This window comes from Vibrio sp. B1ASS3 (assembly GCF_905175355.1).
GTDB classification, from domain to species: Bacteria; Pseudomonadota; Gammaproteobacteria; order Enterobacterales; family Vibrionaceae; genus Vibrio; species Vibrio owensii.
Genome location: NZ_HG992743.1, coordinates 2176780 through 2201883, shown reverse-complemented (window position 1 = coordinate 2201883; position 25104 = coordinate 2176780). Strand labels below are relative to the sequence as shown.

General features: G+C 46.6%; 24 protein-coding genes and 1 pseudogene. 14 read left to right on the top strand and 11 right to left on the bottom strand.

Annotated features, from left to right (window positions below; genetic code table 11):
* Nucleotides 1-4: 4 nt before the first annotated feature.
* The gene (nagB, locus tag KJB05_RS28035; RefSeq protein WP_005434699.1) at nucleotides 5-805 is read right to left on the bottom strand and encodes a glucosamine-6-phosphate deaminase; all 801 of its coding nucleotides are present in this window, start codon (nucleotides 803-805) and stop codon (nucleotides 5-7) included.
* 375 nt (nucleotides 806-1180) lie between these two features.
* Here nagB and KJB05_RS28030 point away from each other — a divergent pair, with 375 nt between their 5' ends.
* Complete coding sequence (locus KJB05_RS28030) at nucleotides 1181-1432, top strand: DUF3081 domain-containing protein (protein ID WP_009706732.1); 252 nt, start codon at nucleotides 1181-1183, stop codon at nucleotides 1430-1432.
* Nucleotides 1433-1578: 146 nt separating this feature from the next.
* Here KJB05_RS28030 and KJB05_RS28025 read toward each other — a convergent pair.
* Nucleotides 1579-1931, bottom strand: a pseudogene (locus tag KJB05_RS28025) (DUF413 domain-containing protein).
* 148 nt (nucleotides 1932-2079) lie between these two features.
* On the opposite strand from KJB05_RS28025, the gene KJB05_RS28020 reads away from it, so the two are divergent.
* A complete protein-coding gene (locus KJB05_RS28020; protein WP_005434703.1) occupies nucleotides 2080-2973 on the top strand; it encodes a LysR family transcriptional regulator in 894 nt (297 codons plus the stop codon).
* A gap of 126 nt (nucleotides 2974-3099) precedes the next feature.
* Here KJB05_RS28020 and KJB05_RS28015 read toward each other — a convergent pair whose 3' ends face one another.
* From KJB05_RS28015 to KJB05_RS28005, 3 genes are all read right to left on the bottom strand, one after another.
* A complete protein-coding gene (locus tag KJB05_RS28015; RefSeq protein ID WP_208444556.1) occupies nucleotides 3100-3795 on the bottom strand; it encodes a pirin family protein in 696 nt (231 codons plus the stop codon).
* Nucleotides 3796-3819: 24 nt separating this feature from the next.
* A complete protein-coding gene (locus tag KJB05_RS28010) occupies nucleotides 3820-4263 on the bottom strand; it encodes a DoxX family protein (RefSeq protein WP_038895002.1) in 444 nt (147 codons plus the stop codon).
* Nucleotides 4264-4612: 349 nt separating this feature from the next.
* Nucleotides 4613-4816 carry a hypothetical protein gene (locus tag KJB05_RS28005; protein ID WP_020195070.1) on the bottom strand — a complete coding sequence of 68 codons (204 nt, stop codon included), beginning with the start codon at nucleotides 4814-4816 and terminating at the stop codon, nucleotides 4613-4615.
* A 203-nt stretch (nucleotides 4817-5019) separates the two neighbouring features.
* Here KJB05_RS28005 and KJB05_RS28000 point away from each other — a divergent pair, with 203 nt between their 5' ends.
* The 3 genes from KJB05_RS28000 to KJB05_RS27990 all read left to right on the top strand — a co-directional run bounded on the left by KJB05_RS28000 (nucleotide 5020) and on the right by KJB05_RS27990 (nucleotide 7796).
* Nucleotides 5020-6387: an AlkA N-terminal domain-containing protein gene (locus tag KJB05_RS28000; protein ID WP_208444557.1), complete on the top strand. Its 1368-nt coding sequence runs from the start codon at nucleotides 5020-5022 to the stop codon at nucleotides 6385-6387.
* Entirely contained in the window at nucleotides 6384-6866 is a 483-nt protein-coding gene (locus KJB05_RS27995; protein WP_208444558.1) for a methylated-DNA--[protein]-cysteine S-methyltransferase, read from the top strand. The genes KJB05_RS28000 and KJB05_RS27995 overlap by 4 nt, the downstream gene beginning before the upstream one ends.
* Nucleotides 6867-6974: 108 nt before the next feature.
* The gene (locus tag KJB05_RS27990) at nucleotides 6975-7796 is read left to right on the top strand and encodes a hypothetical protein (protein ID WP_208444559.1); all 822 of its coding nucleotides are present in this window, start codon (nucleotides 6975-6977) and stop codon (nucleotides 7794-7796) included.
* An 83-nt stretch (nucleotides 7797-7879) separates the two neighbouring features.
* Here KJB05_RS27990 and KJB05_RS27985 read toward each other — a convergent pair whose 3' ends face one another.
* On the bottom strand, nucleotides 7880-8488 hold the full coding sequence (locus KJB05_RS27985) for a YitT family protein (RefSeq protein ID WP_005434710.1): 609 nt from the start codon (nucleotides 8486-8488) through the stop codon (nucleotides 7880-7882).
* Between the two features lie 218 nt (nucleotides 8489-8706).
* Here KJB05_RS27985 and KJB05_RS27980 point away from each other — a divergent pair, with 218 nt between their 5' ends.
* Nucleotides 8707-9102, top strand: coding sequence for a GFA family protein (locus KJB05_RS27980; RefSeq protein ID WP_208444560.1), 396 nt, complete (start codon nucleotides 8707-8709; stop codon nucleotides 9100-9102).
* A 26-nt stretch (nucleotides 9103-9128) separates the two neighbouring features.
* On the opposite strand, the gene nhaD is transcribed toward KJB05_RS27980, so the two are convergent.
* Both nhaD and KJB05_RS27970 read right to left on the bottom strand, forming a co-directional pair.
* The gene (gene nhaD, locus KJB05_RS27975; protein ID WP_005434712.1) at nucleotides 9129-10559 is read right to left on the bottom strand and encodes a sodium:proton antiporter NhaD; all 1431 of its coding nucleotides are present in this window, start codon (nucleotides 10557-10559) and stop codon (nucleotides 9129-9131) included.
* Nucleotides 10560-10979: 420 nt separating this feature from the next.
* Nucleotides 10980-12005 carry an acyltransferase family protein gene (locus KJB05_RS27970; RefSeq protein WP_208444561.1) on the bottom strand — a complete coding sequence of 342 codons (1026 nt, stop codon included), beginning with the start codon at nucleotides 12003-12005 and terminating at the stop codon, nucleotides 10980-10982.
* Between the two features lie 254 nt (nucleotides 12006-12259).
* Between KJB05_RS27970 and KJB05_RS27965 the strand changes: the two genes are divergently transcribed.
* The gene (locus KJB05_RS27965) at nucleotides 12260-12850 is read left to right on the top strand and encodes a TetR/AcrR family transcriptional regulator (protein WP_199481746.1); all 591 of its coding nucleotides are present in this window, start codon (nucleotides 12260-12262) and stop codon (nucleotides 12848-12850) included.
* 122 nt (nucleotides 12851-12972) lie between these two features.
* Nucleotides 12973-13827 carry an alpha/beta hydrolase gene (locus KJB05_RS27960; protein ID WP_199453065.1) on the top strand — a complete coding sequence of 285 codons (855 nt, stop codon included), beginning with the start codon at nucleotides 12973-12975 and terminating at the stop codon, nucleotides 13825-13827.
* A gap of 118 nt (nucleotides 13828-13945) precedes the next feature.
* On the opposite strand, the gene KJB05_RS27955 is transcribed toward KJB05_RS27960, so the two are convergent.
* Together KJB05_RS27955 and KJB05_RS27950 are read right to left on the bottom strand one after the other, a co-directional pair.
* Nucleotides 13946-16486 (bottom strand): glycosyl hydrolase family 18 protein, encoded by a 2541-nt coding sequence (locus KJB05_RS27955; RefSeq protein WP_208444562.1) that lies wholly within the window; start codon nucleotides 16484-16486, stop codon nucleotides 13946-13948.
* Between the two features lie 404 nt (nucleotides 16487-16890).
* On the bottom strand, nucleotides 16891-17394 hold the full coding sequence (locus KJB05_RS27950) for a DUF2850 domain-containing protein (RefSeq protein WP_208444563.1): 504 nt from the start codon (nucleotides 17392-17394) through the stop codon (nucleotides 16891-16893).
* A 220-nt stretch (nucleotides 17395-17614) separates the two neighbouring features.
* Here KJB05_RS27950 and KJB05_RS27945 point away from each other — a divergent pair, with 220 nt between their 5' ends.
* Together KJB05_RS27945 and KJB05_RS27940 are read left to right on the top strand one after the other, a co-directional pair.
* Entirely contained in the window at nucleotides 17615-17899 is a 285-nt protein-coding gene (locus KJB05_RS27945; protein ID WP_005434752.1) for a pyrimidine/purine nucleoside phosphorylase, read from the top strand.
* Between the two features lie 139 nt (nucleotides 17900-18038).
* Complete coding sequence (locus KJB05_RS27940; protein WP_038894988.1) at nucleotides 18039-18320, top strand: hypothetical protein; 282 nt, start codon at nucleotides 18039-18041, stop codon at nucleotides 18318-18320.
* Between the two features lie 72 nt (nucleotides 18321-18392).
* Here the strand turns inward: KJB05_RS27940 and KJB05_RS27935 are convergent, their stop codons facing one another.
* A complete protein-coding gene (locus KJB05_RS27935) occupies nucleotides 18393-19583 on the bottom strand; it encodes a GGDEF domain-containing protein (RefSeq protein WP_208444564.1) in 1191 nt (396 codons plus the stop codon).
* A gap of 447 nt (nucleotides 19584-20030) precedes the next feature.
* Here KJB05_RS27935 and KJB05_RS27930 point away from each other — a divergent pair, with 447 nt between their 5' ends.
* The 4 genes from KJB05_RS27930 to KJB05_RS27915 all read left to right on the top strand — a co-directional run bounded on the left by KJB05_RS27930 (nucleotide 20031) and on the right by KJB05_RS27915 (nucleotide 25103).
* Complete coding sequence (locus KJB05_RS27930; protein ID WP_208444565.1) at nucleotides 20031-21356, top strand: carbohydrate porin; 1326 nt, start codon at nucleotides 20031-20033, stop codon at nucleotides 21354-21356.
* Nucleotides 21357-21778: 422 nt separating this feature from the next.
* Nucleotides 21779-22783, top strand: coding sequence for a LacI family DNA-binding transcriptional regulator (locus KJB05_RS27925; RefSeq protein ID WP_208444566.1), 1005 nt, complete (start codon nucleotides 21779-21781; stop codon nucleotides 22781-22783).
* Nucleotides 22784-22805: 22 nt separating this feature from the next.
* Nucleotides 22806-24053 carry an extracellular solute-binding protein gene (locus KJB05_RS27920; protein ID WP_005434765.1) on the top strand — a complete coding sequence of 416 codons (1248 nt, stop codon included), beginning with the start codon at nucleotides 22806-22808 and terminating at the stop codon, nucleotides 24051-24053.
* Between the two features lie 60 nt (nucleotides 24054-24113).
* On the top strand, nucleotides 24114-25103 hold the full coding sequence (locus KJB05_RS27915) for a sugar ABC transporter permease (protein ID WP_208444567.1): 990 nt from the start codon (nucleotides 24114-24116) through the stop codon (nucleotides 25101-25103).
* Nucleotide 25104: the final 1 nt, after the last annotated feature.

Below are 25104 nucleotides of genomic sequence, written 5' to 3'. Positions count from 1 at the left end.
GGGATTAGAAACCTTTGATGTTTTCCGCTTCTAGCTCAGAGAAGTACTTAACAGTCTTCACTTTAAGCTCTTGTTGTGAAGGCTCATCACAAACGATCACTGCTTTAGGGTGTAGTTGAAGTGCAGAAACCGTCCATAGGTGGTTTACGCTGCCTTCTACTGCTGCTTGTAGAGCAAGTGCTTTGTTGTGACCAGTTACTAGGATCATCACTTCTTGAGCGTCTAGTAGCGTACCAACACCGATAGTTAGTGCGTATTTAGGAACTTGGTTGATGTCGCCATCGAAGAAACGAGAGTTCGCGATACGAGTGTCTTCAGTTAGTGTCTTGATGCGAGTGCGAGAAGACAGAGAAGATGCTGGCTCGTTGAATGCGATGTGACCGTCGTTACCTACGCCGCCCATAAATAGGTTGATCTTGCCGTAAGACTTGATTTTGTCTTCGTAGCGTTGGCATTCCGCTTCGTGATCTTCCGCGTTACCGTTAAGAAGGTTGATGTTCGCTTCTTGAATGTTTACGTGGTTGAAGAAGTTGTTGTACATGAATGAACGGTATGATTCTGGGTGATCCGCAGGGATACCGATGTACTCGTCCATGTTGAAAGTCACAACGTGTTCGAAGCTCACTTCACCTGCTTGGTAAAGTTCGATCAATGCTTTGTAAGTTGCTAGAGGAGTGCCACCAGTAGGTAGACCCAGAACGAACGGACGCTCAGCAGTTGGTTTGAAGTCGTTGATGCGCTTAGCGATGTGTGCTGCTGCCCACTTGCCTACTTGTGCTGCTTGAGCTAACGGGATAAGTCTCATTTTGTGCCCCTAGTTATTGGAATTTAAGATGTCCTGAAACATTAATTCGCATTATAAAATAAGTAATGGCGATCTGCTATTGTTTTAGGTCAAAATTTTGCTTTTTCTTTAACCAATGTTGCTTTTCTCAACAGTTTTCACGTTTGCTTGTTGCGATTACCCTCTTATATAGAGGACGTTAGACTAGTTGATTAGCGTTTAAAATTTATGACTAAAAAAAAGTTTTTTGGCTGAATGAGCGAGCCAAATTGAACCGAGTTGCGTAGGAGAAAGAGAAGAAAAATGCCGAAGTTATGATCTCACGCAATCTATGGTGTGGCACGGCGTTTCTTCCTTAACCATACTTAAAGTGTGTTTATTGCTGAGGGAATCGCAATGAAAAACGACTTAGACGCAACCAAAGTGCTGCAAGCATACGAATGTGTGATGAACAACGGCACGCCTACCGAGTTTGGCAAGATGTATGAAGGGGTAGAAGCCTTTTCTGATTACGACGGCTATAACGTGTTTCTGAGAGGCAATGGCGTGGAGCTTAAAGTGGGTTTCCACAACACCTATCAGCTAGAGTACGACCAAGAGCATCTTAAAGACAGCTTCTTGAAGAAGGTCGCCATGTTGGCGAAGTGAGTGCTCGCCGTACAATAGGTTTACTAAAAAAACGAAAAAGCCCTTTGGTGAAACACCTCTGGGCTTTTGGAAAAGAAAAATTTTTGCAACTCCACAGAATGAAACACTCTGAGGATTAACCAAGCATTAAGGCTTGGCAGAGTCGGTTAATCGTCTTCTGCTAGGCTCTCTTCTGCGTAGTCATCTGACGCCTCTGGTTTGTTACGACCATTTAGCGTGTGGAAGCGTTTGCGACCACGAGCTAACTGTGTGTATTTTAACCAAGTGCGCTCGATCTTAGTTTTCGCTTTGCCTGGGTTTTCCAGAACTTTTACGAAGTGTTTCTCTTCGCTGTTCTCAGGTGTCAACTCGCCTGACTCTAGGCCAAGCATAGTATCCCCATAAATTGTTAGGATTTCCTCTTCCGAAAGAGTAAAATCGCCAGACTTTGCAAAGCCGCGTGGGAATTTTACGTTGTCGTAAAACGTTTTTTGCCATGACGAAATTCAGTGTCAGACATATCAACAGCCTCTGTAACCGTTATTGATGAATGTGATGAATTACGGCGAAAATTAGGCGCAAAGCTAACAAAAGAAAAACAAAACTTTTTTGTCGTCAAAATTTTAATTAGTTGTTAATCTGGTTTTATATTGACCAGGAGATGGTTTATGGATGTAAAGGTCTTTCGAACATTTTTAGAGCTGGCAAAGGTTCGTCACTTCGGACGAGCTGCTGAGAACTTGTACATTACTCAAGCCGCAGTGAGCGCACGCATCAAACAACTCGAAAGTTATTTCGATACGCAGTTGTTTATTCGTGATCGAAATAACATAAAGTTGACCTCCGCAGGTGAGCGTTTAATAGGCTATGCAGAGGTGATGGTCACCACTTTGCAGCAAGCCAAACTCGAATTATCCCTCGAAGATGGCAAAGCGTTACAGCTCACCATGGGTGGTACGCCGAACATTTGGGATGCTTACCTGCAAAACTGCTTGAGTGTCGTAACGGACTCGTTTGGTGGTTACGGTTTTATGGCGGAAGTCATGGGACGTGAGATGCTAAGCCGCAGCCTGTTGGAACGTACACTCGATATGGCTTTCGCCTTCGATCAAATCAAAGCGGATGAGCTTAACTGCAAAAAAGTTGCTGACGTGGTGTTGGTGCTGGTGTCTACCGAACAAGATTCTCTTGATACGGTGTTTAACAAGAAATACGTTTACGTTGATTGGGGTACGCGCTTCGCTTCAGAACACGCGGAACGTCACCCGAAAATCCCAGCGCCTTACCTTCGCACTTCTACCGCTCGTATCGCGTTAGACTTCGTTTTAGAGAAAGGTGGCAGCGCATACCTACCAGCGTCTCTGGTAGAGCCGTTTATTGCAAGCGGGCAGCTCCACAAGGTGTCTGGCGTAGAAGATTGGTACCGTCCTATCTATTTGAGCTATCGCAAAGCCAGCACGTCTGTAGACGCAATTAAGCAGGTAGAAGAAATCGTAAAAGAGATTGACCCGTTAACGGCGTACAGCTTGCAACAAATTGCGGAAATTCCAGCAGACGAGTAATTTCCGCTTTTGCGATCCAGAGCAAACTTAAACGAAACCCCCTTGGTGTGATGCCAAGGGGTTTTTTATATGAGCTTGCATAAATCTTTAAGCATTTATAAAGCCAAGCAATGGCTGAACCGAGAGTTATGGCAGATCGAACACCAATGCGGTTGTTGGTTTGTCCGAATCATTGCGGAACATGACGGTGCTCTGCTGTTCTACTTTCGCTCCATCACCACCGGTCAATGTGGTGTTGTCGACCTTAAGCTCACCTTCCACTTGATGAACATACACGTTGCGACCTGATTCGATAGCAAAGCTTAACTCGGAGTTAGCGTCGAGAATCAACTGATGCAGTGTGGCATCTTGCTTGATGTGCAGCGTGCCATTCTCACCGGTTGGTGTCGCAATGGTGGTTAAGCCTTTTTCCTGACCAAAGTCTTTTTGTTGGTAACCTGGCTTATTGCCAAACGTGTTTGGTTGAATCCAGATTTGTAGAAAGCGCAGTGTTTCACTGTCTGAGGCATTGTATTCACTGTGATAAATCCCTTTGCCAGCCGACATCAGTTGGAATTCACCAGCAGGCAAGGTTTTTACGTTGCCTTCACTGTCTTTGTGAGCGATAACGCCTTGCAAAACATAGCTGATGATCTCCATGTCGCGGTGACCATGTGTATCAAACCCTGCATTGGGTTCTACAACGTCATCGTTAATCACGCGTAGCTCTGAAAAGCCCATGTGCTGCGGATCGTAGTAGCTGCCGAAAGAGAAACTGTGTTTACTGTCGAGCCAACCAAAATTCGCGCGACCACGGTCATTTGCATGTCTTACGGTAATCATAATCATCTCCTCCTAGTGATCGTCTTACGCCAGTTTCTGACGAAGTGCTTCATCCAATGCGGCTTTGCCTGCGCCAGAGAAAGCGAGAGAAACGCTTGCTGCCAGTAGTGCTAAACCAAACTCGTAACCGTTGTTCGACATAAACAAACCGTTTTCAAAGTGAACCGAGAAAATGGCGATCACCATGGTGAATGCTAAAGCCACCGCTGCAGGGCGGGTAAGCAGACCAAGCAAGATAAACAAGCCGCCAAAAAATTCTGCACTGCCAGCTAAAAATGCCATCAACATGCCAGGGCCTAAACCAATCGATGCCATCCATTGACCTGTACCTTCAAGGCCATAACCGCCAAACCAGCCAAAAAGTTTTTGTGCGCCGTGCGCCATAAAGATGATGCCGACTGGAATGCGAAGTGCGAGTGCGCTGTAACCCGCGTTTGAAGTGGTGATTTTCTGTAGTAGTGCTTTCATGACTTTATCCTTTCTCGAATTTTTCTGATGCGGAGTGGTGACTCCCTTGCCGTTGAAATCAGTGTAGGTAGGAGGAGAGAAAGAAAAAATTGGGGCAATTTGATGTTCTCGTTCGATAAATTCGATGGAACGTTTTTAACTAAATAAATACAGACAGTTAGGTTGCTGTTAGGCGTTGTTTATTGGCTGTTGCTGTGGTGGTTTTGATTATGGAAATCGCAAAATTTCGAATAACTTTTCGAACGTGTTTTGTATTTTGAAACAAGAATTCCGTAAATGCAGAGCAAAAAAAAGAGCACAGTAACCAGTGCTCTTTTGCTTTTACGATTAACAAGGGAGAAAGGAGTTTTTATAGATTCATTAAGCTTTCAAGCGAGTCTTCCACACTACGGTAGTGATAAGTGCGAATATTCACACCATCAGTCGCATTGATTTGAATTTCTGAAATCTCGTTATCAGAGTCGCGTTCGATAATCCCTATCGAGTGCTCGACTGATTTACTGGTAATAACCTTGTGATTTCTAAGTACAATCACGCACGTATGTAAGTCCATGCCAATTCCCTTTAGCCGACGTTGTTGTGTTGTTCTGATTTAACTTTAGTGCACAAATTTACTAATGCCAAAATTTCTCAATATTGAGTTCCGAAAATGGCTAATCTACAGTAACTCCTCGTTCTACAATGAAGTTATACCGATCGAGTGGCGAGCAAGTTACCCACTCGTTAAACACCCACTGTGTACGCAAGGACAGCACTATGCTCATCCACCCCCACACATCGTTGACCTTCGAACAATGTCAAAAAGCACGCATGGCACGTGACAGCCGCTTTGATGGACGCTTTTACATTGCGGTGAAAACCACAGGGATCTTCTGCCGCCCGATCTGCCCAGCCAATTTGCCCAAAGAGGAAAACGTTGAGTACTTCACTGACAAGACGCAAGCTTTGAAGGCAGGTTACCGTCCGTGCTTGCGTTGTCGTCCAGACAGTGCGCCAGGATCATGGGCTTGGAAAGGGGTTGAAACTACATTTCAACGTGCGATCAACATGATCGATCAAGGTGCATTGCATCATCAGTCTCTTGCGGATCTCTCTGAGCGTCTCGGGATCTCCGATCGTTACTTGCGTATGCTGTTCGAACAATATTTGGGGATGTCACCTAAGCAGTATGCACAGTATCAGCAATTGATGTTTGCCAAACAGCTTCTGCATTCGAGTTCGATGTCAGTCACCGAAGTCGGTTTTGCCGCAGGTTTTAACAGCACTCGACGTTTCAATGATGCGTTCCAAAAGATCCTTCAGCTAACGCCTTCTCAAGTGCGCAGAAAGGAGTTTGATGGCGTGGGGACGAATCGAATCGTGCTCCCTTATCGCGGGGTTTTGAACTGGCAACACATGCTCGACTTTTATCGTCTGCGTGCGATTGAAGGAATGGAGCAAGTCACACAAGATGCTTACCAGCGCACTGTTTTACTCGATGATTGCCATGCACGATTTAAGGTCACTCAAGGGGAGGGTTACCTTGAGATGGAGTTTGATGTAGAAGACGTGACTAAATTGCAGAATTTGGTGTCTGGTGTGCGTCGAATGTTCGACCTCGATGCGGATATTTGCACGGTGGAGCAGCACCTTGAATATATTGCGCCGGGATTGGTGAAAACCCAAGGGATTCGTATTCCGGGTGTTTGGAGCGCGTGGGAAGCCGGTGTACGTGCTGTGTTGGGGCAGCAAGTGTCGGTCAAAGCTGCTATCGGACAACTTAACTTGTTGGTAGCAACGCTCAGTAGCGATCAGCAAGCGCGTCACTTTCCTACGCCAGAAGCCATTGCGAATGCTGATGTTAGCTTCTTGCGTATGCCGCAAAGCCGTAAAGACACACTCGTGCGATTTGCTCAGTACATGCAGCAAAACCTAGAAGCCGATCCGCAGCAATGGCTGGAGTTGAAAGGCATTGGTCCGTGGACGGTGAGCTATGCCCAATTGCGTGGCCAATCTCAGCCTAATTGTTTTTTAGATAAAGACTTGGTGGTGAAAAAAGCCATGCCAAACTATCCGTCATTGAATGCTCATACTGCGTCGCCTTGGGGCAGTTACGCGACTTTTCACTTATGGAATCAATCATGAAATTACTTTATACGGTAATGCCAAGTCCGTTAGGCGCTGTGACCATTCAAGCTAACGATCAAGGTTTGCTAGGAATTTGGTTTGAAACGTGTACCACCAAACCAGATGATTTGGGAGAGCGTGATGATCAACATGCCGTGCTTAGCCAAACCGTTACTCAATTGGAAGAATACTTTGCTGGGCTGCGTAACGAATTCGACTTGCCTCTTGCTGCGACAGGTACGGATTTCCAAACTCAAGTTTGGCATGCACTAACGACCATTCCTTATGGTGAAACATGGAGTTACCAAGATTTGGCGAATGCCATCGGCAATCCGAAAGCGGTACGCGCGGTGGGGCTGGCGAATGGTAAAAACCCAATCTCGATTGTAGTGCCTTGCCATCGTGTCATCGGCAAAAGTGGCAAGCTTACTGGCTATGCGGGCGGGGTAGAGCGCAAACAGCGATTATTGGCATTGGAGAAGGGCTCACCACTTTAAGTGAGGCCATTCTCAGAATCCGGCAAGATTTACCTTATTTGCTTCGATTTTATGTAGGGTTGTTGAGCTAATGAGCAATCCAGAGCAATGAAAAAGGATAATAAGGATATGTCTTTCAAAACGGATTTTGATGCATTCATAAACCAAAGTTGGCAGCAGCATGAAGCGCAGCCACAACAAACATACACTCAATTAGAACAAGCGCTTAGCGAGGTGGAAGACACTAACCATGCTGAGCGCATCTTACCCCTGATGCTGCACACTTCCATCGGTCATCTGCGCGACCCGAAGCAGTTTCTCACCAGTTTAGATAAGCTCGAAAATGTCGTTGCGAATCAGTGTTTAGCAAGTCAAAGAGCCAAAGCTGTCACGCAGTACTTTGTTGACCAAAACACAAACCATATCGCTGATTTGGAGGATGTCGAGCAGCGTCGTGTGTTTGCTCAAATTGCCAACGAGCTGTCAGCAATGAACGAGCTAGAGCAAGCCAGCACGTGGTTGGCAAAAGCAGCCAACGATATAGATCCAGACCAAGCTGCCGAGCCTTTAGCGCACTCAATTGCCATTACGGGTAACAACCTTGCCTGCCAATATGAAGAGCTTGAAACACGCTCTGAAGCGCAAATAAAACACATGCTAGAGGCTGCCACATTGGCACTTGAATACTGGAAAGTTGCTGGTGGTTGGATGCAAGAAGAGCGCGCAGAATATCGCTTAGCGATGAGTTTGCTCAAAGCAGGAAATCCACTCAAAGCTAAAGTGCACGCTGAACGCTGTGAGGCAATCTGTCGACAAAATGGTGAAGACGCTTTCGAGCTTTTCTACGCGCATGATTTGCTGATGCTGGTGCACTATCACTTAAGCCAAACGAGCAAGCAAAAACTGACGGTAGATGATCAAAAATACTGTGAGAGTTCTCCATTGGTGTAATTTTCTCATTAGCGAATTGGAACAAACAAAAAGCCCCAAGTTACTGGCTTGGGGCTTTGTTTTTTCATCGTGACTCTGTGTTATTACGCAGCTTGTGGTTTGGGTTGATAACGCCCAGGTTTGTGGTTCATGGCCAAGATTAAGTTGGTCGCCACAGCGCCCAGTACAGAAAGGGCAATCAAGTAAACATCGACGATAAACAGCGACATCACAACGATGGTGCAGTCGAGCGCCATTTGTACTTTACCTGCACGAATGCCAAAGCGTTCCTGAAGGTAAAGCGCCAAGATGTTAAAGCCACCTAAACTCATCTTGTGGCGGAAAATCACCAGCATTCCCATACCGATCAAACCACCACCGAGCAGTGCGGCGTAAACGGGTTCAATACGAGAAATTTCAATCACATGGTGCAGGTGGTCTACCGCAAAGGACACGATCGAAACCGCAATAAAAGTGTTGATGGTAAAACGCCAACCCATGCGCATCACAGACAAAATGTAGAAAGGCAGGTTAAGTACGAAGAACACCTGACCAAAACTGAAGTCACTGATCTTAGTGAGGAAGATTGCCAAACCCGCTGTTCCGCCAGTGAGCAATCCCACTTTGTTGAAGAAGATAACCCCAAGTGACACTAACGCACTACCGAGCGTCAGAGCCAAGAGGTTCTCTCTAAGGCTATGATCTTTATCCATAAAAGTATTTTCCTTGGTTTTTAAACCGTTTTAACTGCAAGCACGCAACCAAAACGGACGCGGTTAGCAAAACGCCAACCAAATAGTGATAAATCGCTGAATAAAATGTCGTGAAAAGTGATTGATGTCGAGTTTTTGACCTAGATTGCGCAGATGTTAACTGTTTAACAGACTTTACACATTAAGCTAGGCAAACACGGAAGGAGCGAGGAAATGTCATGATTAAACAAGTAGGTAGTACGGTAATTCAGCCTTTGCACAAGCTTTCTTGTCACTGCGGAAAAGTGCAAATCGAGCTGTCATTACCAAATGGAATCGAGAAACCTCGACGTTGTGATTGCTCCATGTGCCGACGCCGTGGCGCGATTGTGGCATCGGTGCCTTTAAATGGGATTCGCATCATCCAAGGTGAGGATGCACTCAAGCTGTACCAGTTTAATACCAATACGGCTAAGCACTTCTTCTGTGGTGAATGCGGCATCTATACCCACCATCAGCGCCGTTCTAACCCGAGTGAATATGGTTATAACGTTGGCTGCTTAGAAGGCGTAAATCCGTATGAATTGGGAGAGATAGAGGTGATGGATGGCGTGAACCACCCATCAGACCGATAAAGATACGCAGCATGGATTGAGGCAGTTTAAGTAAACAAGCTGCCATTCATCCAGAGGTGTGCGGCAATGCTCGCTGCGTAACCCAGAGCAATCACCGGTGCCCATTTGAGGTGCCCAAAGAAGGTGTATTGTCCCCTTGCTGCCCCCATGAGTGCCACACCCGCGGCAGAACCAATCGACAGTAAGCTACCACCAACACCCGCAGTTAGTGTCACCAGTAACCAGTTACCCATCGACATGCTTGGATCCATGGTGAGCACAGCAAACATCACTGGAATGTTATCGACGATGGCGGAGAGAATCCCGACCATGACGTTCGCCCAAATTGGGTTCCACTCGGTGTACATCACGTTGGAAACCAGTTCGAGATAGCCAAGTAAACTCAAGCCGCCAACACACATAACCACGCCGTAGAAGAACAGTAAGGTGTCCCACTCGGCGCGAGACACACGGTGGAAAACATCAAATGGCACGACAGAACCTAAGCGTTTTAATGCGTAGTCGTCGCCATTGGCAATCGCGCGCGCGGCTTTTTTGGCGAGGGAGTGTCGAAGGGTTCTGCGCAAGAAATAGCCGAAAAATTGCAGATACGCGAGACCCATCATCATGCCAATTACAGGTGGGAAGTGCAGCAATGCATGGAAAGACACCGCAGTGGCAATAGTCAGGATAAACAAACCGACGATGCGTCTTGCGCCACGCTTAAGTTCGATGTGTTCATGAACCGTATCTGGTTTGGTGTTTGGCACAAATAACGACATGATGAACGCCGGAATAATGTAGTTGATCAGTGAAGGCACAAACAGCGGCATAAACTCAGCAAAACTGACGTGTCCTGCCTGCCAAACCATCAGAGTCGTAATATCGCCAAACGGACTAAATGCACCGCCCGCGTTGGCCGCTATGACGATGTTGATACAAGCTAGGTTTACAAACCTTGGGTTATCGCCCGAGACTTTCATTACCACTGCACACATCAATAGCGCCGTGGTTAAGTTGTCGGCGATGGGTGAAATTACGAAGGCTAAGCCACCTGTGAGCCAAAATAGCTTTTTGAAATCAAAGCCTTTACCGACCATCCATGCCTGCAGGGCGTCAAATAGTCTGCGCTCTTCCATCGCATTGATGTAAGTCATCGCCACCAGTAGGAACAATAAAAGTTCGGCGTATTCCAGAAGGTTGTGTTCCAGTGCGGCTTTAGCGACGTCGGCTTGGTTGTGCTGGGTAAAGGTGTAACCAATCAAAATCCAGATTAATCCCGCGGCGAGCAACACAGGCTTGGATTTTCGCATGTGTAGGTATTCTTCCAGCATCACCAGAATGTAGGCAATGGTGAAGAAGATCAGCGCGGCGTAACCGACGGTGGAATTGATGAGATTAAGTTCACTGGTCGCAGCTGCAAGTGCGGAGCTAGAAAATATCAAACAGCAAAACGCGACAATTGGATAGATTGGCATAGACATTTCTCCTTGTCTGACTGGAGAAATTTTAGCCACATATTAATAGGTTAAGTGTGAGTAAGCTCGAATTAACGGTAGGAGTTTTGAATTGATGTAGCTTGCGCCACTACTTTCTGAGTGACGCAATGCTCGCTGCGCCAAATAGGATTACTGCAGCGTATAAACCATAAGTTAGCCAATGGCTAATTTCTAAAAAAGGAACGAGTCCTTGACCTGCCCACATACCGCCTCCGTTTAATGAGCATTTTGTTGATGTCGAATGAATCTAATGGAAATGAACAATGTTTTTTGTGAGAGAAAGCAAATTACGTGGTATTAGGAATGATAATTTTGATGAGTGAGAGTGAGCTCTCATTTTTGAGAGGCTTGCTATAACCCCAAAGTGTTAGAGCAAGCCATACATAGTGCTGAATGGATTTAGCGCAGCAATAGTTTTTTCAGCGGAGTGGCTTCAATGCCCTTCACAAGCAGCAGGGTAACCACAATGGTTGCTGGGTAAATGAAAGCGTCTTTCGCCAAGTTTTCTAACCCCAACATGCCTGCGACGTTCATCATGATGATGATCACCAATAGGTGGCTGACGTAGATACCTAAAATGCTCGGAGACCACTTAAACACCCACGGCATATTGCCGAAGTTTGGATGGGCAAGAAGCCACATGAATACACCTAAAGACCAGATCACAGTGCCGAACAAGAAGTCGTGCGAATTAAAGGCGATCTCGTAGTTCATCAAGTAATAGGCTTCGGCAAAGTGCAGCGCCATACCGATCAAAATCAAGCGAATAGTGTTATTGCGAGACCATTGCCACTGGTGTTGTCGCGCTAAGTAACCAAGCACCACTAACAAGGTACTGAAGAACGGACCATTACGAGTGAAGAATGGGGCTGGTAGCTCAGTAAGCGTGATGTAGCTGCCTGCGAACACTCCGTAGATGTATAGCAATACCGCTGTTGGTAGCAGCAACTGCTCCATGCCAATACGAACCAGAAACGCAATGATGGCTACTGCAATGATCAGGGCTGGGATAAACCACAAGTGCACCAAACCACCTTCCAACAGCGAGTTAATTGGGTTCGACATTAGGTAACCCCAATAACCTTGTCGCTCGGCGAGATAGCCCGCTTCTGCAACCACTGGCCAACGGAAAGGCACCAAGAGACAAATCGAGCTCCAAACTAACCATATTTTAAGCAATGGCTTGGTGTAGTTTTTAAGTGTCTCCACTGGGTTCGTACTGAGCTTTGGTTGGATAAGATAGCCGGAGATGAGGAAAAACAGCGGCACGGCAAAACGAGCCAACTGGTTGAACATGTACCCGACCCAAGGTACCTCATCCCATTGCCAATAGGTGAGAGCCATCTGACAGTGAAGCCCTACGATCGCAAACATCGCGATGATGCGGGCAAATTCTAAACTGGCAATTTTCTTTGTGGTTGCCATAAGTGCTTACCTAAAAAAGTGAAAAATCGCTGCGAAATTAGCAGGTAACAGCTCAGTTCTCGCGGTAAAAAATCAACTCATGTGCAATTGAAGACAACCAGTTTTCGAAATTCAGACCCATCTCAAATTTCGAAAATTCATATTCATAAGATTACTCAATGTATTGCGATCGAGAGTGTGCGGATGGCTATAGGATGGTTAGACCAGTAAATTGGTGATTTGCAAAAAAGTACGACCGTGCTAAAACTGTATTTATGAAAAAAGGAAAAGTAACCAAAGAGCTGATACTGCAGCGTGCATTCCAACTAGCGAGTGAAAACGGGTTGGAAAGCCTCACTATTGGTGAGCTTGCAAAGCAGTGTGGTATGTCGAAAAGCGGCCTATTTGCTCACTTCAATTCCAAGCTGAACTTACAGCTGTCGGTATTGGAGTTTGCCAACCAAGTGTTTGCTGAGCGCGTAATTGCGCCCGCGCGTGAGTTGGGTGATAGCAACATCGAGCGTAAAGTTCGTGGGTTGTTGGATGCTTGGATGACGTGGAACCACTCTTTTCAAGGCAGTTGCATGTTCCTCGATGCTTGGAACGACACCGCAGAAGAAGGTTGTGCGTTGCAAGCAGCATTGCGTAAATCAATTGATACTTGGTTGAATTACCTAGAAATTCAGATCAAGAAAGGCAAAGAAAACCAAGAGTTTGTGGCGGACTTAGATACGCGACAAGCGACCTTTGATCTATACGGGCAGTATTTAAGTGCACACGTATTTTACTCGATCAAAGGGGAAGAAGAGAGCCAGAGATTGTTCTGGCAAGGCATCGATAACTTGTTTACTCGATGGAAGCGCTAGCCCCGCGGTAACGGGCATAGTAAGAGATTCATAACAAAGGGCGACGGAGAGCGCTCTTTCTTATCAGCTTAAAAAGCACGACCGTTCTATTTTGTGCAAAGCTGATAGCTAAGGAAACGATCATGAGTGAGAAAATTTACTTCAATACTTCGCAGAAATTCAGTGTAAAGCGCAGTTTAATCAACATCAGCACGCGTTTGCACCACACGCTAGCACCGTCACACGCAAAAAAGACTGCGCGAAAATTGCTGCTTACTCCTGCGCGTACGCAGCCAAAAAATGCCGAGCCACAAGGGCTTATCAAAAGTGAAATCCAAGGCCATGCTGGGGCAATTAAAACCTATCAGCTTGGTCGTGGTCCGGTATGGGTGTTGACTCACGGTTGGTCGGGGACAGCAAGCCAGTTTTACCCACTGATGGAACACATTGCCGCATCGGGTTACACCGCACTCGCATATGACCATCCTGCGCATGGTGAGAGTGATGGTCAGTATGGGCACATCCCTGCGTTTGTTCGTGGCCTAGAGGATGTGTTGGATTCGGTGGAAGACGTGGCCGGTTTGGTTGGACACAGTATGGGAACGGCGTCGGCATTAGAGTGCCGTCACAGCAAATTAGAAAACAAGCCTTTGCTATTGATTGCGCCAGTATTGAATTACGTTGAAAACCTGTTTGGCAGCATTGCTCGTTCGGGTTATTCAATGAAGCTGTTCAAAGCCGTGGTTTCGGAAGTGGAAGATCAGTTTAACTACCCATTGCAGTCGATTGACCCAGAGAGACGCTTAGCCGAACGTGAAGCGAAAACCATCATTGTTCACGATGAGCAAGACAAGTTTACTAAGCACAGCGTATCCGCACAGGCGGCAAGTGAGATTGAGCGAGTGGAGTTGGTGACGACCCAAGGGCAAGGCCATGGACGCGTGATGAAGTGTGATGAGGTATTCCAGAGCTTCGATCGTTTAATTGAAGCAAGCTGATTATTGAAAAGGATTCCCTAGATTCTGATAGAACAACAAAGGACAGCCGAAGCTGTCCTTTTCTTTTATAACTCTATTGAAAGCGAGTGATGTTGAATCACAACGCTTTTAGCAGTGCTTAGTTACAGTTAGCTGGACCAACTTCTTTCCAAACACCCCATTCGCCAGATTGGCTAGGATCTTGGCCTTGAGTCCACCATTTCGCTTCCCAAGTCTTACCAGCGTGTGTCACTTGGTCACCGCCGTTGTAAACTGTGCCAGCATCCCAAGCGTTAGTACATGTACCGCCGCCTGTGGTGTGTTTTGCAACAACAACGGTTGCTGTCGCTGTAGATGCTGCTTGACCATCGCTTACGCTTACAGTGAAGCTTAGGCTAGTGTCTTGTGGGTATTCTGCTGCTGTGAACGTAACTTTTGCACCGTTAACCGTTGCGTTTAGACCTTGAGGTAGCGTCCAATCGAACGTTAGCGTGTCGTTGTCTGCATCGCTAGAAGCTGAAGCGTCAATCACAACCACATCACCTGCGTTTGCTGTTGCTGGTGCAGAAACCTGTGCAACTGGCGCAGTGTTTGGTGGATCAATCACGCCTGCTGGCTTAACCGTTACTACAACAAGATCAGAAGCGGTTGCACCTTCGTTATCAGTGACAGTTAGCTTGAACGTTAGCTGCTCTTCAACGGTCACTTCTGCTACATCGAAGCTTGCTGTCGCTGCGTTCGCGCCAGATAGAGCCACTGCAGTACCAGATACTTGTTCCCAAGCGTAGCTTGCGATTGTGCCATCAGAGTCTGCTGAGTTGCTGCCATCAAGTACAACACTTGCAGGACCTGTTACTGCTTGGTCCGCACCTGCTGCTGCCGTTGGCTTACGGTTTGGTTGAGGAACGACACTGCCTGCCATACCTTCGTGCATTGCATTCAGGATGTCACCGTTATCTGCGTCAATTTCCCAAGAGAATAGACCTGCTAGACCTAGAGATTTTGCGTAGCTACCTTTTGCCAATACCGAGCGGTGGTCATCAAATGTGATCAGCTCACCAGTCGAACGGTTCCACACCCAAGGTGCTTCTGCTTGAGCATCGTAGCCATATTCAAAGCCGTTGATACCCGTATTGTTCGCACCTAGCATGAATGACTTAATGCCTTTGTAGTCAATGACGCCATCTTCCCAAACACCTTGAGCTGTGCTGCCTTTCAGTTTACCTGTTGCAGTACCTGTCATCGGGTCATTTGGAGCGGTTAGCGTATCCGGAGTTACGCCTTCCCAACCACGGCCGTACATTGCTGTACCTAGAACCAGTTTGTTCGCAGGAACGCCTTGCGCTAGTAGTAGTTGGATGCCGTTGTCAGCCGTGTAAGCTGGGCCTTTGTACGGTTCGCCGTTTTCATCAACACCGCTGCCGTCACACTGACCAGGACGCATAAATGAGCCACAGTAAAGTGCTGTTTGGTGACCAGGAACGTTGTTCCAACCGCCGTAGAAGTCGTATGTCATCGCGAAGATGTAGTCCATGTACTGAACTGCATCTGCGTAATCAACGTCTTCAATCTTGTCGTAACCCACACCGATTGCTGAAGTTAGCTCGTAAGTACGGCCAGTTTCTGCTTCTAGTTCATCAAGCATTGCACGCAGTTCACGCATCAATGCGATGTATGCTGGGCCATCGTTTACTGGGTCGCCCTTATCAGCTGCAGCGCCGCCGCCACCAGGGAATTCCCAATCGATGTCCACACCGTCGTAGAACTTCCACGTTTTCAGGAACTTCTTAACTGACGCGACAAACGTGTCACGGTTGGCTTTATCAACGAAGTCGAAGAATGGGTCAGACAGTGTCCAACCACCGATAGATGGGATGATTTTTAGATCAGGGTTACGTTGTTTCAACGCCATTAGCATTGCGTAGTTACCCTTGATCGGCGTGCTGTACTCATGGCCTGCTTGCGCGAAGCTCTTTTGGTACGCTGCCCATGGGTCATGGATAACCACTTCGTAGTCGTTCACGCCGCGACACGCTGTTTGCAGTGCGTTGAAGCTGTTACCACCAACCGATTTCACAGATTCGTTTGGACCACAAATTGGAATGAAGCCGTAAAGGATGTGCGTCAGGTTGTCGACTGGCATGTTGTCGACAGTGTAATCACGGCCGTAGATGCCCCATTCAACAAAGTACGTACCCATCACGACACTTGGGTCTGTGTTGTAGGTTTTGTTGTTCGGGTCAACATTCATGGTTAGAGGTGGTAAGTGAGAACCATCGGTATCTGCGATAGTAATCTCTACAGGAGCGCTCTTAGCACAGCCTGTTGCATCACACGCTTCGATTTCCATTTGGTACAAACCACCTTGGCCGTACTCAAACGACGCTGTGGTTTGGCTACCAGTGATAGGGCCAGTTGCAACCTGAACACCATCAAAATAGATGTTGTAAGTGTCGCCAGATGTGCCGCTCCACTGGTTGAATTTCACATTGATCTTGGCCAGTTCATGGTACTTAACCATGTCGTTGTAGCCAGATGTGGTTTCCATTGCCAACTCAATTTTAGAAAATTGCAGGTTGTTGGAACCGTACATATCGATACTTGGTGCGGTAGGAGCCGCGTTTGCAGCGCCAGATAATGCTAGGGCAACCCCAGCTGCACATAGGTTAAATCGAATCATAACTTCTCTCTCAATCCTTGAATTCATGTTCATTGACGAACATAAGCTGCTCCTGCGACAGAAAAGACAACCAATTCACACACTGTGCAAAAGCATCCCTTTGAGCATTTCAGAGGCTTATTTTTTTCAAAAAAAAATAAATCAAGTTTCGACCGTGTTACCTAAATCTCACTACAAGAAACATACTTTTGCAGTGAAAGTTCAATATCGAGCCAAGATTTTATAAATATTTTGCATGTATTTAATTAATCGCTTACTCAGTCCACATGCGTTATTTTGCGAGTGAAATTAAATTTTTATTATGCAATAGAGCAAGTTACGAGCAAAAGTGCTTGTTTCGTATACAGAAGATGTTTTGTTGGGAAAAGCGATTTGTAGACGAAGGCTAATTGATAGGCCAAAAGCTATTTGCGGCTGAAATGTTCACTCAGAGCGGCGCGACGCTTCGACGCTGCTCCTGTTTCTGAACCTTGAACAGTGTGTTCATAGCCTTTGAGAATAAAACGTTGATCGGGCAAGCGTGGTTCAATGCGGCGAATTTGTGGAGAGAGGTGGGAGCCGGACAGCTGATATTCGGTCATCCCCAATCCTGTGTTGAGGGTGACCACTTTGCCGTCAAACTCGAATTGCGTTGCGATGAGACGATGGTTACGAAAAACTCCGTCGGGTGTAAAAGAAAGCTGCTCGGTTTGATATGGTGGCGCACCAATCTCAATCCATTCCCCATAGACTTTATCCGGATCAATGTAATCCAAATAAGAAGTATAAAGCTGATAGCTAATCACACCAGCCAATGCGCAGCCGAACAGAGCAAAGCCCCCTTTGATGATCTTGAACTGATGACGAGCCCAAAATGAGGGTTGCGGTTCTGGCTTCTGATTGCGTTTACGGCGCGGTGTGGTGGTCATGATCCCTGCTTACTTTCCTTTTTTATTATGGTGAGAAGCTTGAGCCGCAAAAACAAACAATCTTGCCTTTGAGACGGTGAAATTATGATCTGATGTCCACTTTTACATTCCGAAACACAGTTATTGAGAATTTAGCCTTTAACGAAAGGTCAATGTAGAGACTTGAGTCGTAAACCGAAACAAGGTAAAAAAGAGCTGATTTTTGATAAGGAAACCAATAATGAGTATTAAGGAAAACAGTTATTTTGCTGGTGGCGTAAAGTCACTGGGTTTTAACCAACAAGGACAGGACGTAAGTGTTGGTGTGATGTTGCCAGGTGAGTATACGTTTGGCACTCAAGCGCCAGAGCGCATGAGCGTTGTCAAAGGTGCATTGATCGTAAAGAAAGCCGGCGACGTTGATTGGGTAACTTACAACAGCGGTGAGTTCTTTGAGGTAGAAGGCAACTCATCATTTGAGCTGCAAGTAAAAGACGCAACGGCGTACCTGTGTGAGTACCTATAAGAGACAAACAGAATTGAAATGAAAGCCACCTTCGGGTGGCTTTTTTCATGCATCTTGTTCAGATGCAAAGGTTTTTAGCAACAAACTGATAACTTTGTATATACTTAAGATAGGTGCACCCATCAACAAGGAGGAAGTGATGGCAGTACAACCTAAACATTCTGATCTCCCTCCTCGCTATGAGGCGACAGAATTTACAACAGAACAGAGACACCGCTTTACGAAAGTGGCGAATGCAGCTCAAAAACGCCGTGCTTTCTATAAGCGGGCGATCGAAAACAGCTTGGTCGGTAAAATAAAAGAGCGAGCGCTCAAGCCTGTTATTCCACCAAAAGAAGACAAACCGAGTAAAACGCGTCAAGTGATATGGCTGCTCACCTTTCTACTTGGCGGTTTGTGGGCGATGTACATGTTCGCTTAATGTAAGTGGTCGTTGCCTTTCCTCTATTCGCAAGTACAAGCCAGTTCGCAAATACACGTCAATCAAGATTTCTTACAAGCTTGCGTCACGTTGAAGAGACGTGACGTTTTCACTGCCCATTGCTCCAACCAACGAATGCCTTTGATGGCGCAACTCTTCTGCGTGTGAACAGTGCTCATAATATGCGTACTGGTTTTTGCCTGTGTGCTTGGCTGCGTACATGGCTTTATCGGCGCAGCGTGTTAGCTCAGATAGGTCATTGGCATCTTGATGGTAAATCGCGACCCCAATACTCATGGTCAACTCGTTGATGTTGTCTTCCGAGTGGTAGCCTTTTTGGAACAAGTTGACGATGCGATCCATGATTCGGTCTAAATCTTTTTTGCTGCGCACATCGTAAAGCATCAACACAAACTCATCCCCAGCAAAGCGCGCAATAGAGTAGTCGTGTTTATCCGTCTTTCTGTCTTTATTGCGAATGTTGTTTTTCAAGCGTGTCGCAAAGTGTTTTAACACGCGGTCACCGACATCGTGTCCGTAGTTGTCGTTAATGTGCTTGAAGTTATCGATATCGAGGAAAACCAAAGCAGTGACGGTATTGCTTTGAGTTTGATCTAATTCTTCCAGTTTCGCGCGCGCCCAGGTTTCAAAGCTCCAACGGTTGGCAAGGCCCGTTAATTGGTCGAGATAGGCGAGTTCTTCAATCCCTTCGCGATAAAGGGTCTGAATGTAGTTCACTACTTTTGAGTAGTAGTAAGAGAAGGTATGACAAACAAAGCAAATCGCCACAAGGGTGAACATAAAGCGGCGTTCGGTCATTTCGCTGGCGGTTGGCACACTCTCTAAAAAGGTTAAACCGAAAAAGATGATGAGAGTGTAGGTGACACTGAACAGCAAGCCGACTTTGAATTCGTTAATCAGAATGATGGCGGCAACAATGGGGTAAAGCCACAACAGGCGACCCGATGGCGCGTCGTTATAAAGCAGCAACAGAAGACCATCGAACATCAACACACCTGTGAGCAACAAGTCGGCGTATTGGTGATGACCTCGAACCTTGATCAGATAACTGATGGTGAGACACGCAAAAGAGCACAGCCCGATTAACAAGCTGAGTCCCCAGTTCCCTTGCAGATAGTGCACGATGGACCCGTACGCTAAGAATGCGGTGGCAATGCTAGAACAGAGAAATACGATCTTCTTCTTTCTTGTCGATCGGATATCCGCCATTTCCTCTAGGCGTGCTCCGGCCAATTTCGACATTATGTTTCCCTACTTAAGAATTACTTAGTGCCTATTCTAGGTGGTAATTTAGTGCTATATGGAATAGCAAAGCGTTTAAATGTGATATGAGTCATGTTTACTATTGGTGTGAGTTATTGAATTTGTAAGAAATTTACGGTGTGTGAAAATTTTCAGGATTATGAAACGTTTCATACGATCAGGCATAAATTGCGCTTATTTTGAACAGATTTACGTGATAGCACTTAAACAATTCGGTGAAATGAAAGCGATTTCAAAATGTGAACGACAAAATGGTTGTTTATAAGTGCATGATTTGAAGTAAGAAAAATCATGTTGAGTTTCATGCGTTGTTTCATGTCATTTTGAACACGATTGCCATGTGAAGCGGTAGCGGCTTTTCAAACGTTTCATTCCTTAAGATCCCTATTGAAATAATTACACCTACAAAAAACTTAGGGAAATCACATGAAAAACTTAAAGGTTTTACCTCTCGCTCTTGCAGTGGCCACTTCGCTTGCTTCTCTCTCAACTTTTGCTGCCGATTCTGATGTAGAAGCTTTGGAAAAACGAATTCAGGAGTTGGAAAATCGTATTGACCCAACTTATGTGGACAACCAGCAACCTGCTGTTCTCACTCCAGAAATCGAGATTCCACTTGGCGTTGTTTTCTCCGGTTATGCGCGTTATGGCGCACATTACCAAGCTGGCGATGAGAAGTACGTAATCGTGGATGGTTCGTTCAACGGATCATCGGCAATTGGTCGTTTGGGTAACGAAGGCAACGGCGGCGAATTCCAGTTTGGTAAAGCATTCAAGAGCGACAGCGGCGCGATCTGGGATGTGGTGGTGATGTTCGACCATTGGGGTGACGAAGTGAACGTGAAAAAAGCGTACGCCGGCGTAACCAATGTGCTTGAAAGCCAACCTAATGCTTACATCTGGGCGGGTCGTGATTTCCACCAACGTCCACAACAAGGCATCAATGACTACTTCTGGATGATGCATGATGGTCAAGGCGGTGGTATCAACAACCTTGAACTTGGCTCGGTTAAACTTGATTTTGGTGTGGTGGGGTCGGTTGACAGTTGTAGTCCTGAAATCACTCCGGGAGCGAACCCTTCTATCTCATGTACGGGTGGTGCAGGAACGGGTGACAGCGGCGCTTATGCATTCACTTCTAAGTTGCACGGCATTGATATGGGCTTTGCTGATTTAGAACTTTACGCGAACTATGGTTTTGATTCTGAAGCCATTGAAAGCTCTGAACACATTGACGCATACCAATTGGGTGCGGTGATTTCTCGTGCACATGACAGTGGTTCAAACCGCTTAGTGTTGCGTTACTCTGACAATGCCGACAACGGCGTATTCTGGAAAACAGAAGACTTAACAACCATCTACGCGAGTTTCGAAGGTAACGCAGACATCGGTGAAAGTGCTGCGGTTGAATACCTATTGGCGTACCACGATTACTCAATTGACGGCTCAAATGCTTTGGAAGACGAGCGTACCAACTACAGTGCCATCGTACGTCCTATGTACTTCTGGAATGATGTGCACTCAACGTGGCTAGAAGCGGGTTACCAAATGGTTGATTACGCGCGTGCTGATGACGACAACACAGGTTGGAAAGTGACGCTATCTCAAAACATCGCGTTTGATTGGGGCGCGGGTGCTCGTCCAATGCTGCGCTTCTACGCAACAGTGGGTGAAGTGGATAACAAAGCGACCAACAACGATCCTAAGCAAGACACCGTTAGCCTAGGTGCGATGTGGGAAGCTTGGTGGTAAGCCAGCCATCTCAAACTACACTCTTAACTCTCTCTATTTAGTCATGGCGCTCATTGCAGCCAGTTGAGCGCCAAACTGTCCATTCTTAACCCTATTTTGAGCCGCATTTGCGGCTCTTTTTTTGTTTCTCGCTCGCCGTTTTTGATTCATGAATCGATATTAAAGAGTTGTGAAATCAATGCCTTTGCTTGGTTTCATTTGAGCGTAAAATAACCACCTCATGAAACAGTTTCATGGCATGAAACGAAACTGCCAACCGCTTCATTCTTTCTGATATTGCCCGTATTTAAAGGGATTTCGGTGTGATTTCTCTCACGATAACCCCTAAGTGGATCAGAAATACTAGCTGCCATGAAAGCGGTTTCGAGCAGGTTATCTCGAAGCAGAATTGAATCTTGAGGCTCAGGTAGAAGAGGTTTCTTGTGGCGACGATTAAAGATGTATCTGAATACGCAGGGGTTTCTCAGGCAACGGTTTCTCGCGTGATCAACGGCACCAGCCGAGTGAGTCACGATAAGAAGCTGAAAGTCGAGAGAGCGATTCAAGAACTTGGCTATCGTCCGAACTCGATCGCTCAGGCATTAGCGTCTAGCCGCACCGGCAGCATTGGCATCATCGTGCCGGAGCTTGGTGGTCCTTTTTACTCTGGCATTTTGCACAGCATGGAAGAACGTCTGCGTCGTTTTGGTTATCACGTTGTGGTGACGGCAGGTTCTAACTCGGAGCAAAGCCAGCGTGAATCTGTGGAGTTCCTGCTTGGACGTCGTGTCGATGCCATGATTTTGCACGCACAAAACCTGACTGATGATTATCTCATCGATCTAAAAGAGAAGGGCATTCCAGTGGTGTTAGTTAACCGCTTCATCCCTGAAATGGCGCAAAGCTGTATTGAGATTGATAACGAATTTGGTGGCCAGTTGGCAACCGAATACTTGTTGCGAATGGGGCATCGCAACATAGCGTGTATCACCGGTCCTCTGGACAAATCTGACGCACGGGGGCGTCTACAAGGTTACCGCAAGGCTCTTGAAGAAGCGGGAATCGAGTATGACGAAGCGTTGGTGTCCGAGGCCGGTTTTACCGAAGAGTCTGGGGAAAGCGCAATGCGCAAGCTGTTGAAGCGCGATTGTCATTTTACTGCCGTATTTGCCTGTAACGATCACATGGCTTTCGGTGCTTATGAAGTGCTGAAAGCTCATGGTGTTGACGTTCCAGAGCAAGTCTCCCTTGTGGGGTTCGATGACATATTGTTTGCGCGTTACCTCACGCCAGCCCTAACCACAGTTAACTTCCCTATTGAGCAAATGAGTGCTGAGGCTGTCCAGCTCGTGATTCAAATTCTCAATAAAAACAAACGAGATGTGAACTTCAAACTGTCGCCGAACTTGGTGCCTCGAAGTTCAGTCAAGGAACTGCATACCCTATAAAACGATAATTAAGGACAACAACATGAAACTGAAAACTTTGACGCTTGCGATGACCGCTGCCTTGGGTGTTGCTGCAACGGTAAACGCGGCTGACGAAACCAAAATTCGCTTCGATGGTTTCCCTGATTTCGATAGCAGCTTGAAAGTTCTGCTACCGGATTTCGAGAAAGAAACCGGCATTAAAGTGGATTACCTGATGAATAACCACGGTGACCACCACACGAAGCTGACCACTAACTTGGCGACGGGCTCTGGCGCAGGGGATGTGATTGTTGTTGATGTAGAAAAAATTGGTCCATTCGTTGCTTCGGGCGGCTTAGTCAATCTGTCTGAAAAATACGGCGCAGACAAATACGCAGAAAGCTTTGCGCCTTATGCATGGGCACAAGGTAAAGGTGCTGACGGTGATGTGTATGGTATGCCAGTCGACCTAGGTCCGGGTGTCATGTACTACCGCACAGACATTTTTGAAAAAGCGGGCATTGATATCAACGAAGCGATCAAAGATTGGGATTCTTACATCGCGGCGGGTGAAAAATTGAAACAACAAAACGTTCAATTGATCGCGTCGGCAGCGGATGTGGCACAAGCGATCATCTTCACCACAGTACCTGAAGGTGAAGGCTTATACTTCGACAAAGACGGCAACCCAGTTGTGACCTCTGAGCGCTTTGTTCACGCGTTTGAAGTGGCGAAAGAGATCCGTGACAAAGGTTTGGATGGCCGCATCCTTGCGTGGTCAAACGAATGGTACGAAGGCTTCCGTAACGGCACATTCGCCACTCAGCTTTCTGGTGCTTGGCTACTTGGCCACCTAAACAACTGGATTGCGCCTGAAACTGCAGGCAGCTGGGGCGTATCTAACCTTCCTGATGGCATTTACGGTAGCTGGGGTGGTTCATTCCTATCGATTCCAACCCAATCTAAGCATCAAGACGAGGCTTGGAAGCTGATCGAATACATGACAACGAAGCGTGATATTCAACTTAAGCATTTCGAAACTATTGCTGCATTCCCTGCAAACACGACGACTTACGACGACCCAATGTTCGAAGAGAAAATCGAATTCCTAGGTGGTCAGCAAGCGCGCCTACTGTTTGCTGAAGTGGCACAAAATATCAAGCCAGTGGCACCAGCAAAAGGCGACCACGTTGCTCGCTCCATCATCCTAGAAAACGCACTGATGGAAGTGCTGGATGAAGGCAAAGACATTGAAACGGCATTGAAAGAAGCGGAACGCATGATTAAGCGCCGCACCCGTAATTTGTAAGCAATTCGCCATTTGGTAAGCAAGGAGGGCGACGTGCCCTCCTGATTAGAGGTCGTTACTATGAATCATGCAGCGAGCAAGGTTATGGAAACATCAGAGCGTGAGAGCATTTTTTCTCGTCTAAGTTTGAAAGCGCTTACACCGTATGGATTCCTACTGCCGTTTTTGATTATTTTTTCTGTTTTCGGGATCTTCCCGTTACTGTTTTCTATTTTTCTTTCTTTCCATGAGTGGAACCCAGTCGAAGGCTTGGGTGCGATGGATTACGTCGGGCTAGAGAACTACCACATCGCTCTGACTGACCCGTGGCTGTGGCGCTCACTGAAGAACACGCTTTGGCTAGCGATTACATCGGGCGTGGCGCAGCACTTGGTTGCTCTGCCTGTGGCGTACATTTTGGTGTCTTTGGGTGATCGTTTCCGCCACTGGTTAACGTCGGCTTACTTCCTACCGTTCATCACATCTACGGTGGCAGCGTCGCTTATCTTCTTCAACATGTACTCACCAAACTCAGGGATCATCAACCAAAGCTTGATGGCGCTGGCGGACAGCACGCTTTTGGGTTGGGCATTCTCTTGGGTTAACGATTTCCAACCAATCCGTTGGTTAGATGATGCCACCATGGTGAAGCCTTCTATCGCCATCATGGTGTTTTGGAAATACACCGGTTTCAACATCGTGCTTTACACCACGGGCTTGATGACGATTCCTAAAGACATCTTAGAAGCGGCACGCATGGACGGTGCAAACGCATGGCGTCGTTTCTGGAGCATTTCGTTGCCAATGATTCGTCCATTCATCTTCTTTGCGGTCACCATGACCATCATCGGTAACTTGCAGCTGTTCGAAGAACCTTTCGTCCTAACACGCGGTACGGGTGGTACAGGTCAGTCTGGTTTAACCATCTCTATGTACCTCTACAAAGTGGGTTGGGAATGGTTAGAGATGGGCACAGCGTCAGCGATTTCATGGCTGCTGTTTACCTTGATTGCAGGCTGTACAGCAATTCAATTCTTCTTCTTCGGTAAGAAAGGTCTAGGGGAGCAATAAG